The sequence below is a fragment of the Bacillus sp. FSL K6-6038 genome, from assembly GCF_038050455.1.
Classification (GTDB): Bacteria; Bacillota; Bacilli; order Bacillales; family Bacillaceae_G; genus Bacillus_A; species Bacillus_A pseudomycoides.
The window spans coordinates 1,020,296-1,034,443 of the sequence record NZ_JBBOUH010000001.1 but is presented as its reverse complement, the minus strand read 5'-3'; the positions used below and the strand labels follow the sequence as shown (position 1 = coordinate 1,034,443).

At 33.0% G+C, this 14,148-nt stretch carries 13 protein-coding genes; 8 read left to right on the top strand and 5 right to left on the bottom strand.

The features are described 5' to 3' along the window. Positions 1–213: 213 nt before the first annotated feature. On the bottom strand, positions 214–651 hold the full coding sequence (locus NSQ40_RS05265; RefSeq protein ID WP_033796678.1) for a GNAT family N-acetyltransferase: 438 nt from the start codon (positions 649–651) through the stop codon (positions 214–216). Positions 652–768: 117 nt separating this feature from the next. Between NSQ40_RS05265 and mtnN the strand changes: the two genes are divergently transcribed. Both mtnN and NSQ40_RS05255 read left to right on the top strand, forming a co-directional pair. Next, positions 769–1,461 carry a 5'-methylthioadenosine/S-adenosylhomocysteine nucleosidase gene (mtnN, locus tag NSQ40_RS05260; RefSeq protein WP_003202809.1) on the top strand — a complete coding sequence of 231 codons (693 nt, stop codon included), beginning with the start codon at positions 769–771 and terminating at the stop codon, positions 1,459–1,461. Positions 1,462–1,859: 398 nt separating this feature from the next. Beyond that, positions 1,860–2,072 (top strand): hypothetical protein, encoded by a 213-nt coding sequence (locus NSQ40_RS05255; RefSeq protein WP_231399028.1) that lies wholly within the window; start codon positions 1,860–1,862, stop codon positions 2,070–2,072. A gap of 146 nt (positions 2,073–2,218) precedes the next feature. Here NSQ40_RS05255 and NSQ40_RS05250 read toward each other — a convergent pair whose 3' ends face one another. Together NSQ40_RS05250 and NSQ40_RS05245 are read right to left on the bottom strand one after the other, a co-directional pair. Beyond that, positions 2,219–2,419: a DUF3937 family protein gene (locus tag NSQ40_RS05250; protein WP_003202804.1), complete on the bottom strand. Its 201-nt coding sequence runs from the start codon at positions 2,417–2,419 to the stop codon at positions 2,219–2,221. A gap of 262 nt (positions 2,420–2,681) precedes the next feature. Next, positions 2,682–3,917: a glycoside hydrolase family 5 protein gene (locus tag NSQ40_RS05245; RefSeq protein WP_003202802.1), complete on the bottom strand. Its 1,236-nt coding sequence runs from the start codon at positions 3,915–3,917 to the stop codon at positions 2,682–2,684. 917 nt (positions 3,918–4,834) lie between these two features. Here NSQ40_RS05245 and NSQ40_RS05240 point away from each other — a divergent pair. The 6 genes from NSQ40_RS05240 (at position 4,835) to NSQ40_RS05215 (ending at position 11,814) form a co-directional block, all read left to right on the top strand. Further along, positions 4,835–5,803, top strand: a complete 969-nt coding sequence (locus tag NSQ40_RS05240) for a carbohydrate ABC transporter permease (RefSeq protein WP_018766976.1) — start codon at positions 4,835–4,837, stop codon at positions 5,801–5,803. A gap of 13 nt (positions 5,804–5,816) precedes the next feature. Next, on the top strand, positions 5,817–6,680 hold the full coding sequence (locus tag NSQ40_RS05235) for a carbohydrate ABC transporter permease (protein ID WP_003202798.1): 864 nt from the start codon (positions 5,817–5,819) through the stop codon (positions 6,678–6,680). A 52-nt stretch (positions 6,681–6,732) separates the two neighbouring features. Beyond that, positions 6,733–8,034 (top strand): efflux RND transporter periplasmic adaptor subunit, encoded by a 1,302-nt coding sequence (locus NSQ40_RS05230; protein WP_033797849.1) that lies wholly within the window; start codon positions 6,733–6,735, stop codon positions 8,032–8,034. Positions 8,035–8,057: 23 nt separating this feature from the next. After that, complete coding sequence (locus NSQ40_RS05225; protein ID WP_018766978.1) at positions 8,058–9,380, top strand: ABC transporter substrate-binding protein; 1,323 nt, start codon at positions 8,058–8,060, stop codon at positions 9,378–9,380. Between the two features lie 82 nt (positions 9,381–9,462). Further along, on the top strand, positions 9,463–10,371 hold the full coding sequence (locus tag NSQ40_RS05220; protein WP_033796679.1) for a hypothetical protein: 909 nt from the start codon (positions 9,463–9,465) through the stop codon (positions 10,369–10,371). Between the two features lie 345 nt (positions 10,372–10,716). Next, entirely contained in the window at positions 10,717–11,814 is a 1,098-nt protein-coding gene (locus NSQ40_RS05215) for an ABC transporter ATP-binding protein (RefSeq protein ID WP_098100984.1), read from the top strand. A gap of 142 nt (positions 11,815–11,956) precedes the next feature. On the opposite strand, the gene NSQ40_RS05210 is transcribed toward NSQ40_RS05215, so the two are convergent. Together NSQ40_RS05210 and NSQ40_RS05205 are read right to left on the bottom strand one after the other, a co-directional pair. Beyond that, positions 11,957–13,816, bottom strand: coding sequence for a sensor histidine kinase (locus NSQ40_RS05210; RefSeq protein ID WP_033796680.1), 1,860 nt, complete (start codon positions 13,814–13,816; stop codon positions 11,957–11,959). After that, complete coding sequence (locus tag NSQ40_RS05205; RefSeq protein WP_080547278.1) at positions 13,719–14,042, bottom strand: winged helix-turn-helix domain-containing protein; 324 nt, start codon at positions 14,040–14,042, stop codon at positions 13,719–13,721. The genes NSQ40_RS05210 and NSQ40_RS05205 overlap by 98 nt, the downstream gene beginning before the upstream one ends. Positions 14,043–14,148 lie beyond the last annotated feature (106 nt).

Below are 14,148 nucleotides of genomic sequence, written 5' to 3'. Positions count from 1 at the left end.
TTAATGCTTTGATCTCGACGCTTTGTTATATAAGGGTTCCCATCGCCATCAACCTAAGGTTTTGATTTATCCCCATAACGACAATTTTATGCATCGTTGACACAAAATGCTTATTTTAAGTGGTTCACGATGACTTTCTTTAATGTGTTAATTAATTTAAAAACAATTAAGAAAACCACTACTATATCTAAGAGTGGTTCTTATATATCAAACTTAATTAATTGGTATATATTTCTTGAAGCCCTTACTTATAGTTCCATCATAACCATTTTTAGCAAAGAATTTATGTGCTTCTATTCTAGTTGTACTACTTAATAAGATAATTCTTGTGGATCCTCTTGCAATTGATATTTGCTCTACATGCTTTAGTAACTTTTCACCTATCCCATTACCTCGAAAATCTTCATTTACAATCACATACTCTAGAACAGTATATGGTCTAAATTGGTATCCTGGATCAAGACAAAAAGTCATAAATATACTTCCTTTAACTTTACAATCTTCCTCATAAACAAATAAGAAATTATTAGAATCATTCCTTATCTGCTCAATTCTTTCTGGTAAAACCTTAATGTTTTTACTATGCGGTGCTAATTTTTTATATAAATTTTCAATTACATTACTGTCTTTTGGTTCAGCTTCACGAATCATATAATTACCTACCTTTTGTATTAACATATCAATATTTCAATTCATCTTAACATTCTGATTATATTATATCCTAAAACAAGATCTTTTTGGTATAATTTGGACAAGGAGAGGATAAAAATGAAGAGGATAGGAATAATTGGAGCTTGGCAACCTGAACTAAATTATTTACACGAAGAATATCCGAGTAGAAAAGTTCGTAAAATTGCCGCATGGGAATTCTATCATCATAATATTAACAATTTAGAGATTATATCCGTTATAAGTGGTGTTGGAAAAACAAACTGTTCTAGTTGTACACAATTACTTATATCAGAGTTTCATCCTGACGAAATATATATGACAGGAATTTGTGGAAGTTTGTCAGATAGCATCAAGGGTGGAGAAATTGTCATTGCAAGACAAATGCTTCAACATGATGTTACGAATGCTGGAAAAGGCGATGATGTGTGGGACCTATATACTGGTAGAACATCCATTATTGATGGCAATAATTCTATATTTAGTGATTTTCTTAATTTTGCTATCAATACCAGTGAACATAAAATCAACAATGGGATGGTTATATCGGGAGACCAACGTATTAGAGAAGATGCTTTGAGACTATCCTTAAGCAGTACCCATAACGCTATTGCTGTTGACCAAGAAATAGCATCTTTTTCATATGTTTCTTATGTTAATAAAATACCATTCCTATGCGTGAAGTCTGTATCCGACCAAGCAGATAATAAAACTATTGAAGACCAAAAAAGATTTAAGCTCTTAGCATGTAAAAATTCATGTAAATTATTAATTGAGTTTCTATTGAGATAGGACTCAATAAGATCACTAAATGAAAGTAAACTTTTTATTATTAGTTTACTTTCAAAACATTGATTTCATTAGCCTTATCCGAATTTAGCTATTTTTAGCAAAATCACTAACAAACGTATATATTCGAAACACTTTAAATAAAGAGGTTAAAACATCCATAAACAAAAAAAACTAGATCCATACTAGTTTTTTACATAAGTCAAGTTATCGGTAGTAAACGAAATATTATAATGCTCCTGTTACTTTCAATATTCCAAACCCTTAGCATGGTTTTTTCCGAAATACTGGCAGTACACAAATTAGGCTCGGCTTTTCGGTAACCAAATCTCAATAAAATAAGCTCTTTGTTCAGTACATAGACATAACATGTAAAAAGGCAAGCCAACTGTTATAAAGGAGTGAGACGAATTAGTATGATAAGCCCATACTTTAATAACACACGACAAATCGCTATCACATTACATTCTGGAGAAGTGACAGAACAGGCAATTCACCAAACGATGGCACAGAATCCCTTCTTTACACATGTTATACATCATCATGTTGTACATCATGTCATACATCCAACTGATTTCTCAACAATTCCGTTTGGTTCAACATACTATTTCTGAGGAAAGCCATCTGCTTTCCTTTTTTTTAGACAAACAAACTGTATATCCTATATATGTGTTAATATCCCCCCACTTACCGGTAGCAAACCAGAAAAAAACGGAATCTACATAGATGCCGTTTTTTCTAGTAACTTCTTCGTGCATTGTTATAAAGCAATTGCTCCTAAAATAACAAGTATACCTTCAGGAGCATCTAATAACACAGTTTTCCATGTTCCTGAAATTAATAACTCATTACCTGTAGAAGATTTATAATATCCCTCTATATAGCCAATAGTAAATTGAATTATAGATAAAAAGATAAATAAACCTAAACCAATTCGAATCCCTTTTTTATTTGTAAACATATTTATCCCTCACTAATAACTTTATATCATTATATTTAATTATTATAATTAATTTTCCTGTCAATACATCGGGAGTAAAAGGAACTTTTAAATATCACCTTATTTCTTTTTGGTTATTTTTTGTCCGTAAAGGTACAACATAAGGTGTACCCTTTATATATCAAGGGATAAAGAAAGAGCATCTAATCCTAATAGATCAGATGCTCAAACACGGATAATATATCCGTCAAGTTCCTAATACACTATATTACTTAGTAATAATTTACTTCTTATGAGCTTGTAAATCATTTTTAATTACATCCCAGAGAGGGTTATCTTGACGTATTGGTTTACCCTCTTCGTCCCATTTTGTTTTTCCTGTTCCTAATTCATAATTCATTCCTGTCCAAGTATCTTCACGGAATGCATAGAATGATTTGTGCCACCCTTTCTGATTGAATATAGAAATTAAGTCCTGCATGTACTGAGGTGCTCCAGGAACAGTACGGTTAATTCCAAATTCCTCAGCAATGATTCGATTAGATGGTACATGATTCTTCTTAGACCAATTTTGAACAGGCTGTAAGAATTTATTTAATCCATCTTTATCCCACATCATAGGTTTTTCTACATCTCCTACTTTTACAATTCCAGGATATTGATACTCTTTATTTTGATTTTCACGCTGGCTTGTTAATTGATATGGCTCATACATATGAAATGCATACAATGTCTTCTTATCTTTAACTGGTTTAAGATATTTAAAAGCCCAAGGTGTGGCATATAGGCCTGAATCTAAAATAATGGGTGTTTCTTTATCTACTTCACGAATTGAAGTAACAACTTTTTGATAAAATTTATTTAAATCTGCTGGGGTCCCCTTCACTTTTGAATACCATTTCTCATAATCTTCCGTCCAAAAATCATTATATCTATTTTTCTTAGATGTTTCTGGGTGTGGCTCATTTATAATATTGTAACCAACCACAGCAGGATGATCCTTTAATTCAAGAGCAAGGTCCTTCCAAAATTGGCTTGCTTGTTCTTGATATTTCTCTTCCTCCCAGATTCTATCATCATTCTGATTATTATTAAATTGGCGCCAACGGTCACCAGGTAATGAAAGCATTGTAAGTACAACTTTAATTCCTTGTGATTGTGCAGCATCTAAATCTGTTTTTAATTTTGCTACATCCTCTTTCACTAATCCTTGATAGTTATCTGCATTACCGATAAGAAAATCTTTTCCTGGTGTATCTGGTTTGTCACCAGAGAAGAAAGCTTTATCTTTTGCCCATTTATCAGGTGCTAAACGAACATATTCAATATGAGCCTCCTTTGCACTCTTGTAATTCTCAGGTAATGAAGTGCTATTCATAAAATTAGTACCTGTTCTTTTAGAATTCCAAAAATCCATTTTGGAATCTGCACATTTGTATGTCTCAGCTTTCACATTCATTTCTTGCATCCCTAAACTTAGTATGCCCATTAATGCAACTATCGGTATGATTTTTTTCATAACTTCTCCCTCTTTCCATGTTAGTTACCTATATAAAATAAATCACTTATGTTACAGAAAAGTGACAATTTCAAAAAAACATATTTTATTGATCTATATAACTCTTTTAGGAATTTGAAAAAACATAAAACTCTTTCCTTTACTTACCCATATCTTATATTTTGTGTAACTGCCTCGAACTCTAAATACCTTAGTAGTCTTAATTTTATAAACATTTTATTTTGAGTTACACAACATATAAAAGATTGTTAACTACACTATTTGGCGTACCATCACATAGCCATCAAGCTAATATTTTAAAGTGTCACCAAAACGAAAAAAGAAAATCGTTCGTTTAAACACAATTTGGACATAAATTAACTAGTTCCCTGTCGGCTTAGTGACAATGTTCTTGCTGTAGAACGCAAAGTAAAAAACACAGAGGTATTCACATCTGTGTTTTTTCAAGTTTCGGATGATTAATCGTTCTATATAAAGAATATTAAGGGATTCCAGTTCCTTCAACTATTTCTTTAATGTAGGATTTCTGACTATCATACATAGGCAATTGAGAGCCTATCTTTTTCTAAATTTGGTCTGCTTGTATTTTACTATTTTTTTCATTTTTCTATTTACTTTTAAACCTTCGCCATACCCCTTATACAATAAAAAGCATTGAAACCATTCATGGCCTTTACAACAGAACCACCCAGCCTATCTAAAGTTGATAAAGCTTATCTATTATCTTTTCGATTTCACCTTATGATTCTAAGCAAGGAAGGGGAACCTTCATTTTTTTATTCCGTTTTATGAACATCGGAACTAAAATCCCTCATTTCTTTATTTTATCTGCATTTCATCTGCATCTGTGTCCACTAAACTACATAATTGTAAGATGGATTTATAAAAATAGACTCATAAAAAAGAGGGATCCACGAATGAAAATAAACAAAAGTCGATCATATATTCGGAATGTTTTTTTGGATCGCGACCATCGATCCTTGAATAAACTTCAAGATAAAAAAAAATCCCCAACAAAATTTCGGGATTTTATGCAAAAGGATACAAGTATAGCATTATTGTTCCTTCTGCCAAGTGCAATTGGTTTTTCAATTTTTTATCTGATTCCATTTGTAATGGGAATGATTTATTCGTTAATGGACGGCACTACTGATGGTTCTTTTGTCGGTTTAGCCAATTATAAAGAACTGCTAGGTAGTGCTTCTTTTCTCAAAGCAGCAACGAATACGTTTTGGTTTACCGCAGTGAGTGTACCGCTCATCATCATTATCTCCTTATTACTGGCACTTTGTTTGAATCAAAATGTATATATTCAAAATTGGTTACGAAGCGCGTTTGTATTACCACTTGTCGTTCCTGTGGCTTCCATTGTCATGCTCTGGCAAATTTTATTCGATTGGAACGGTACGTTTAACGTATGGATGCACAATATGGGATTTGAACGAATTGATTGGATGAAATCAAATTGGGCAATTATTGTTTTGACAATCGTATATCTATGGAAAAATATCGGATACAACATTATTTTATTTTTAGCAGCTCTACAAAATATCCCCAAAGAGTATTACGAAACTGCAGAAATTGAAGGTGCAGGTCGTATGCATACATTTATAAATATTACACTGATTTATTTAACACCAACAATGTTCTTTGTCATATTAATGTCGATTATCAATTCGTTTAAAGTCTTTCGGGAAACATACTTGATTGCAGGAAGTTATCCGCATGACAGTTTGTATATGATGCAGCATTATATGAACAATATGTTCGTGTCGCTTGATATTCAAAAGTTGACAGCGGCTGCCACGTTGATGGTGGCGGTTATTTCTATCCTTGTATTCGTATTGTTTGCAATAGAACGTCGTTTTCGAAAGTTTATGAATTAGGTGGGAAAAGCAGATGAAAAAAGAAAATGTATTTCGTAAATGGATGTTAACGCTATTTTTGACGATATTAGCGGTCATGATGCTATTTCCAATCGTATTTACCTTGACGAATTCATTCATGACTGAGCAAGAGATTGGATCCAATTATGATTCGATTGGAGAAGTGAAAAAGGATACACCGTTCATTAATTTAAAACTAATCCCAGATTTAGTGTCATTTGAACAGTATGGAACAGTATTAGTGAAAAATCCGACATTCTTAAAAATGTTTTGGAATTCAGTATTCATGGTTGTACCAATAATAGTAGGTCAAGTAATCGTTGCATCGTTTGCAGCCTATGTCTTTGCTAAGATTCAATTTCGAGGAAGAGACAAGTTGTTTATAGTTTATCTTTTGACGATGCTCATGCCATTCCAAGTTACGCTCGTACCAAATTATATCATGGCGGATAAACTTGGAATCTTGAACAGTATAGCGTCTATTATTCTTCCAGGAATCTTTGGTGCATTTGGTGTATTTATGCTCCGGCAGTTCATGTTGCATATCCCGGATGCGTATATAGAGGCGGCTAAGATGGATGGAGCTGGCCATATTACAATCTTTTTTAAGATTATTCTTCCTCTTATTCGTCCTGGAATTGCCGCTCTTATTGTTTTATTATTTGCAGATTATTGGAATATGATCGAACAGCCGCTTATTTTTCTGAATGATGAATCCAAACATCCATTATCGCTCTATTTATCAAAAATTAACAAAGAGGCACGTGGGGTTGGGTTTTCTGCTTCTATTCTGTATATGACCCCAATGATACTTTTATTTTTATATGCGCAGTCCTATTTTATTAAGGGAATTCAGTTATCAGGTGTGAAGGAATAATGAAGAATTACAATGTAAACATTCCTTCGGAAAGATTTTAGGAGGGAACACAATGGAGAATAGAACGGAACAAGTCGTTACAAGAAAAAAACGAAATATTAAAATTATTTCCAGTTTATTTATAGGGCTTTTAATTATCCTTACACTCTTTAGCAATACGCTAGCGAATTGGAACTTGCCAAAGGTTATTACAGAGAAGCCAAAAAATAGTGAGCTTAAACAAACGTTTACAGGTAATGGCGAATTACAGCCACAAGAAGAAGCAAAGTTAAGTAATAGTAGCATAGAGGCGAAAGTGAAGGAGGTGCATGTAAAAGCAGGAGACCGTGTCAAAAAAAATCAATTATTAGTGACATACGATAGTAAAAAGAGTGAACAAGTGATTCTTGATGAAGAAGCAACTCTTCAAATTCAAAAGTTAGCACTGAATGACGCTCAAGCAAATTATAATGAAGCAAAAAAAAATCAACAAGAAAACAAATCAAATGATCAACCAAATAATCAACAAGAAAACAAATCAAATAATCAACAGGATAATCAACAAGAAAACAAATCAAATAGTCAACCAAATGGTGGGATAAGTGAGACAAGTTTACAAAGTCTCAAAACAGCTGTGGAGAGCAAAAAAATTGAGATTAGTACGCAAGAAAGAAAAATTAAAAGTTTAAAAGAAGAATTAGAAATGAGCAAGAAGCTGATCGCTCCTTTCGATGGAGTTGTTACAAAAATAAATGCAAAGAAGGATCAGCTTTCTACGAGAGATGAAGGTGATGTAATTCTCTCTGATGAGAGTAAAGGCTTTAAGGTTGAAGTACAAGTACCTGCTGATTTAGCCACGCACTTGAAGGTTGGAGAAAAGATAAATTTGAAAGGAAATGCTAAATCCTTAGAAGGTGAACTTATAGAGATTAAAAATATAGAAAGTAATGAAAATCAGAGACCGGAAGAACAAGGTAAACAGCAAGATGAACAAAAAGGTGAACCAAAAGATGAACAGCAATTTGAACAAACATCAGCAACTCCACAACCACAGAAACGTATTCTTGTAAAAGTACAAGGAGAAGAACTGAAAAAAGGGGAGCAGGTAGAAGCTACACTGACTAAACAATTGACTAAAGGCGTGCTTATACCAAATAAGGTGATTAAGAAGGAAGGACAGAGAACATTTGTCTATACAATAGAAGAAAAAAAAGGACCTTTAGGTAATGCCTTTTATATAGAAGAGTCTCCTATTACTGTTGGTGAATCCAATGGACAAGAAACAGTCGTGTTGGAAGGAGTATATGAGAAAGATCAAATTGTTTTACAAACCAGTGAACCTTTGAAAAAAGGAGAACGAGTAAAAATAAAATAACAAAAATAAGGAGAGAATTTAAAATGAAAAAGGTTTGTATGATGCTAGTAGCAAGTCTATCAATCAGCCTCGTGGCAGGTTGCGGAAATAGTGATAGCAAAGAGGAACGAAAAACAAAAGATGGAAAAACGATAGTCGAAGTGTCGACTTTAGGTGATACTAAATCCCTAAAACAGGCAGAGAAACTATATGAACAAAAGAATCCCAAAATTGACATCCAGATAAAAGGGGCTTTTCCAGAAAACGGATCAGATAAAGAGGGATCAAAGACAGACGATACCTCTATAGAGAAAACGATTAGTAAGGTGAATACAGAATTTTTATCAGGTAAAGGATCCGATGTAATTGTACTAGACGGTTTACCTGCGGACAAGTATGGGAAGAAAGGCTTGCTTACAGACTTAAGTAAAATGATGGAACAGGATAAATCTTTTGATAAAAATCAATATTTTAATAAAGTTTTAGATAATTCGAAAACAGGTGAAAAACTTTATGGTATTCCATTATATTTTTGGTTAAGTGGCCTGCTTGGGGACGATGCAGCGATACAACAATCTGGAGTAAAAGTGAATGACAAAGAGTGGACTTGGAGTGAGTTCACAAGCATCGGAAAAGAGTTATCAAGCAAAGGAACAGATAAAAAGGTTATTGGGAATACTCCTCCGGAACAAATGCTGCAATTTCTGGTGCAAGATCATTACAATGAGCTAGTAGATAAAACTAGTGGAAAAGCAAAGTTCGAGTCTGATTTATTTGTACAGATGTTGGAAGACGTAAAAAAGATGTATGACGAGAAAATAGCCACTGCAGATTCTGTTAATTTAGGCGAAGCATATTTTAACCTTCTACCAATGATCATGTCGGTAGAAGACTATTTCAGTACGGGAGCTACATTTGGTATAACAGGGACAAAGATATATCAAAAACCACATATAGCTGGACAAAAAAAGGGAGTTGCTTTTACACCGTACACAACAGTAGGCATAAATGCGAAATCACCGGTTAAAAAGGAAGCATGGGAGTTTCTTAAGTTTTTAATGTCTGATGAGGTCCAAAGTAAAGGGAATGCATTTCCAATTAATAAAGCTTTATATGAACAACAAATCAAAACATTGAAGGAAAAAGGGAAAATTGAGCATATAAGTGGCTCTATGATTAACGTTACTGAGAGTGATATACAAGAATTAGAGAAAATGGTTGCTGAAATAAGCGTTCAGAGCCCACAAGGTACTAAAATTGAATCCATTATTGCTGAGGAGTCCAAGTCATACTTTAGTGGTCAAAAATCAGCTAAGGATGTAGCAGCACTAATCCAAAATCGAGTGACGACATATATAAACGAATAAACTATATATAATTCACGACAGGTAGTAGCAATTAAAGTGAAAATAACTAGCAAAGTGGGGATTAGAATTGAAGAGGAATAAAATGATTCTGATGTTATGTAGCGGCATGTTACTAACTGGTATGGTTGCATGTAGTAACAAAGGTGATGAGAATTCGGTGAAATCTGTTGCTCAAAATACGAGTACAGAGAAAAAGGAATCACCTGTTGAGGAAACAAAACTCTCTATAGAAGATACACTCTCAAAAGAAGATCAAGAAATTGTTAACGTATTGTTTAATTCGGTCCCAGAAATAAAAAGTTATTATCAAAAAGACAAACAAGAGTACACGGTTTCATTAACAGCAGAAGTTACAAAACCCAATCTAAATTCAACGGATAATAAGGAGAAAGAATATTATAAAGTGCATTTTGAAGGAAAGGTATTAGGCGGTTGGGAGTTTTATGTGAAACCAGATAATAAAGAGGTTTTATTTAAAGGAATATTTGTAGGAAATAAGGGCTTTTATACTCTTGAAGAGTTCAAAAAAGAAGCAAATGAAATAGATGATCACTATGAAAAACTGAAAGAGAAAGTTCCCGAGTTTAGAAAAAATGTAAAAACAACTGTAGCAAAAAAACTTCAAAATAAAGTAGCAAAAAAACAAGAAATTAGTGATGAAGAAATCCTAGCGTATCTAGATGAGGTTGCGGAACCGGAGTTTACAGTATGGAACCAAGCTATAGGGCAAAAAGGACTAGACATTAAAAAAGATAGAAAAGTAATCAAACCAGATCCAAGTGCAAAAGATCCACTGAAGAAGGATTTTTATCAAGTTAATATCCTAAAAGAAACTTTCCTTATTAAACCTACCTTTGAAGAAAAGGACATATATTTGGCTCTAGATCAACCTATTGAGAAGTCGGGGGAAGAAGTGAATTCAGTACAAGTTTCTCGTTTCATAACATTTTCTATGGACATGATCTCTCAGGATGCAGCTAACAAAAAATAAATGTAACTATTCAGCTACTAAATAAGACGACATACCCAATAAACCATGTCAGGGGCCATTGTTTCATAAAAGCCCACGATAAATAAGAGAAACTGCACAAAATTGGACGGCGGTTTCTCTTATTCTACTTTTGAGCCCAAGGGATTTTTTTGGTTTCCTATACTTGTCTTATGGCTTGAAATACAGACTGGTCCCCTAAATCTATCCAATAGAGTTTCTAAAGTATTATTGTTTGTTCTGATAGATGAGCAAAAGCGTTTGAGGTTCAACATGAATACTTAAAAATTCAGGGAAAACAAAAATGATAAAAACATATATAGTTTTTTTATTACAGGAGGTAACAACATGACAGAGGTAGTATTAAAAAACATTTATAAAATATATGACAATAACGTGCCAGCGGTGGTGAATTTTAATCTTCATATTCAAGATAAAGAATTTATAGTGTTTGTTGGTCCTTCTGGATGTGGTAAGTCGACCACTTTACGTATGATTGCCGGATTAGAGGAGATTTCACAAGGAGATTTATACATTGATGAGAAATATGTGAATGACATACCACCAAAGGATCGGGACATCGCAATGGTATTCCAAAATTATGCCCTCTATCCTCATATGACCGTCTATGATAATATGGCATTTGGTTTAAAAATTCGTAAGTTACCAAAAGATGAAATCGAACGTCGTGTTCAAAACGCAGCAAGAGTTCTTGGATTAGAAGAACTTTTAAAACGGAAGCCAAACGCGTTATCCGGTGGCCAAAGACAACGTGTTGCTTTAGGACGTGCCATTGTCCGTGATGCAAAAGTATTTTTAATGGATGAGCCATTATCAAATCTAGATGCAAAACTACGTGTTACCATGCGCTCTGAAATTTCAAAACTGCATCATCGCTTACAAACAACAACCATTTATGTTACGCATGACCAAACTGAGGCAATGACAATGGCAACGCGCCTTGTGGTTATGAAAGATGGACGGATACAACAAGTTGGTACACCAAAAGAAGTATATGAATATCCTGAAAACGTATTTGTTGGTGGCTTTATTGGTTCACCAGCCATGAATTTCTTTACGGGAAAAGTGGAAAATGGAAATTTTATTTTAGGTCATATCAAACTGAGTATTCCAGAAAAAAAATTAGAAGCACTACGTGAACAAGGTTATGAAAATAAAAACATAATTCTTGGCATTCGTCCGGAACATATCTATGATAATCCAAGTATGTTAGAAACATTGCCTGATTGTATTATAAATATAAAAATTGAAGTTGCAGAATTGCTTGGAGCCGAATCGATGATCTATGCTACGTTACACAATCAATCCTTTATTGCACGTTTAGATACACGTAATGATTATCAAACAGGAGAGGCTATGCAACTTGTATTTGATATGAACAAAGTACATTTCTTTGATACCGAAACACAACTACGTATTAAATAAAATTATATCTTTTTGCAACAGAACGCACCATATTATTTCGGGAATTTTGTACGTTTAGATACAAATCAACCTATTCTCTTTATGTTAAAGAAAAGGTAAAGATACTATCAAAATAAATGAAAAAAAGTGTAGAACCTCCGTTCTACACTTTTTTCTGTAAATAGAAATAAAACAACACGCCATCAACTGTATTGTGTACCCCATACTCTGCTCCATGAAGTTCTAAAATATTTTTTGAAATGGCAAGCCCAAGACCTGTTCCACCTTGTGAGCGTTGACGAGCTGTATCAACTCGGTAAAAACGATCCCAAATCTTATCTAATTGATCTTCTTCAATATGGGCCCCTTTATTTTCGATACAAACTTTTATGTGACTTGGCTCATCTATTGTAGAAATAATAATATCCTCTTTTTCTGGCGTATAACGAATAGCATTCGTGATAAAGTTTGTGATTACTTGTTCCATACGACGATAATTTGCAATGACTTCAATTGTAGAAAGATGTGTGTGAACATGTAATTGCTTTTTTGTTATCTCCAAAGATAATTGTTCACAGATATGCTGAATGGCTTGGTCAATATAAAAAACATCCATCTGCATTTTATACGTACCAGATTCAAATTTTGCTAACTCAAGCATATCTACAATCAACAGATCCATCTTATCTACTTCTTTTTCCATTGCCTTAAAGTAATACTCCTTCTTATGACTTGCAACACCATCTTTTAAAATAGAAATACAACTCTTCATAATACTTAGAGGTGTCTTTAACTCATGCGATACCCCTGAAATAAACTCTTTTCTTGTATTTTCTAATTTTTTTTCTTTCTCTATGTCTAGTTGCAATTGCTCAATATGTGAATGCAATGTATTTGAAAGTAAATTAATATTTTGAGATAAATCACCGATTTCATCTTTTGACATGACTGGAACCCTTTCCGAGAAATCTAAGTTTGCAATTTTTTGGGTTGTCTTATTTATTTGTAACAAGGGTCTTGCAATCTTTTTTGAATAGTAAAAAGAAGCTAGAAAAATAAGAAGCAACACAAACATAATAATATAGACATAATACTCTTTTATCATTTGTACAGCTTCATCAACTGGCTGCAACGAAGTCATTGAGAAAATGTATGTTATTGCACCGCTTTTATCCTTTATCGGTTTTATTATGAGCTTATATTTAATATCATGCTGCTCATAATCGATTTCTTGTAATGAATTATAGTTAGTATTCTTTTCATTTAGCAATAAGTCTGCCTGAAACTCTTGTATCCTTTCCATAAATAAGTTATTTGAATAAACAAAATTCGATTGTTCATTCCCACCCGTAAGTTGAACCTTTGTAATTTTCCCCTCTAGATATTTTACAGGTATTTCTTTATCATATGCTATTTGATATTCAATCTGCTCTTTTTCAGAGAAGTCTTTAGGTCTATATTTATTTTTAAGTTCGTCACCAATTTCATTTATTTTTTTATCTAATGTCGTATTTATCAAATTTGGAGTTTTTGTTTTGAAGAATACCAAATAAGGAATGAATGTAGTATTTTTTTCTATACCATGCAAATTAACTGTTTCTCCTAAAGGGAATATTTCATTTGCAATATTCCTAGCATGATTGTCCTCAACCTTGAAATTATACAGCGGTATGGTAATTGTAGAATTAGCGAATTGACCTTCTTTATTTTTAGATTGATCTAATTTTACTTCTATATAAAAATCATTTAAACCCCTTAAATTCCCATTACTATCTAATGTTGTAATCCATGTATTATGTTCTCGATAGAAATCTTGTTCTAACTTTTGAATGACTTGTGAATTTCCTTTACTATTTAAATAATCTGTTTCAAAAGATTTCATGTTTGTTTTGATATCATCCACTTTTTTATTCGCATAAAATTGTTTAAAGAATATTGTTTGTCCAACAAAAATGGTTGCCAAGATCGACATACACAACACTGTTGTTAACATAAATAGTTTTAATACAATTCCCCTTTTCATATTTATCCTCCAGTTTACAACTCGCTCGAACAATGATTATAACACTCTTAGATTTATCTTCCCATTTATTTTGTAATTTACCAATATGGCTATTTACTTTACAATCATCACCAATAAATTCATAGCCCCATATTTTTGTAATTAACTGCTCTTTCGTAATGTCTTTCCCTTCTATTGTGGCTATATGTAATGGGCAGTGTACATGAATACCACTACTAGATAACATATAATTGAATAGTTCTGTTTTAACAATCCGACTGTCGAACCCAAAAAGCCAAATTATTCTTGGTTAGAATGAATTTGGCTTCTTGGGTTTGAATTATAAAAAACTC

Excerpts from the sequence above, each read along its gene's own strand:
- NSQ40_RS05265 (WP_033796678.1), bottom strand. The coding sequence starts at position 651 with ATGATTCGTGAAGCTGAACCAAAAGACAGTAATGTAATTGAAAATTTA.
- mtnN (WP_003202809.1), top strand. The coding sequence starts at position 769 with ATGAAGAGGATAGGAATAATTGGAGCTTGGCAACCTGAACTAAATTAT.
- NSQ40_RS05250 (WP_003202804.1), bottom strand. The coding sequence starts at position 2,419 with ATGTTTACAAATAAAAAAGGGATTCGAATTGGTTTAGGTTTATTTATC.
- NSQ40_RS05245 (WP_003202802.1), bottom strand. The coding sequence starts at position 3,917 with ATGAAAAAAATCATACCGATAGTTGCATTAATGGGCATACTAAGTTTA.
- NSQ40_RS05240 (WP_018766976.1), top strand. The coding sequence starts at position 4,835 with ATGAAAATAAACAAAAGTCGATCATATATTCGGAATGTTTTTTTGGAT.
- NSQ40_RS05235 (WP_003202798.1), top strand. The coding sequence starts at position 5,817 with ATGAAAAAAGAAAATGTATTTCGTAAATGGATGTTAACGCTATTTTTG.
- NSQ40_RS05230 (WP_033797849.1), top strand. The coding sequence starts at position 6,733 with ATGGAGAATAGAACGGAACAAGTCGTTACAAGAAAAAAACGAAATATT.
- NSQ40_RS05225 (WP_018766978.1), top strand. The coding sequence starts at position 8,058 with ATGAAAAAGGTTTGTATGATGCTAGTAGCAAGTCTATCAATCAGCCTC.
- NSQ40_RS05220 (WP_033796679.1), top strand. The coding sequence starts at position 9,463 with ATGATTCTGATGTTATGTAGCGGCATGTTACTAACTGGTATGGTTGCA.
- NSQ40_RS05215 (WP_098100984.1), top strand. The coding sequence starts at position 10,717 with ATGACAGAGGTAGTATTAAAAAACATTTATAAAATATATGACAATAAC.
- NSQ40_RS05210 (WP_033796680.1), bottom strand. The coding sequence starts at position 13,816 with ATGAAAAGGGGAATTGTATTAAAACTATTTATGTTAACAACAGTGTTG.
- NSQ40_RS05205 (WP_080547278.1), bottom strand. The coding sequence starts at position 14,042 with ATGTTATCTAGTAGTGGTATTCATGTACACTGCCCATTACATATAGCC.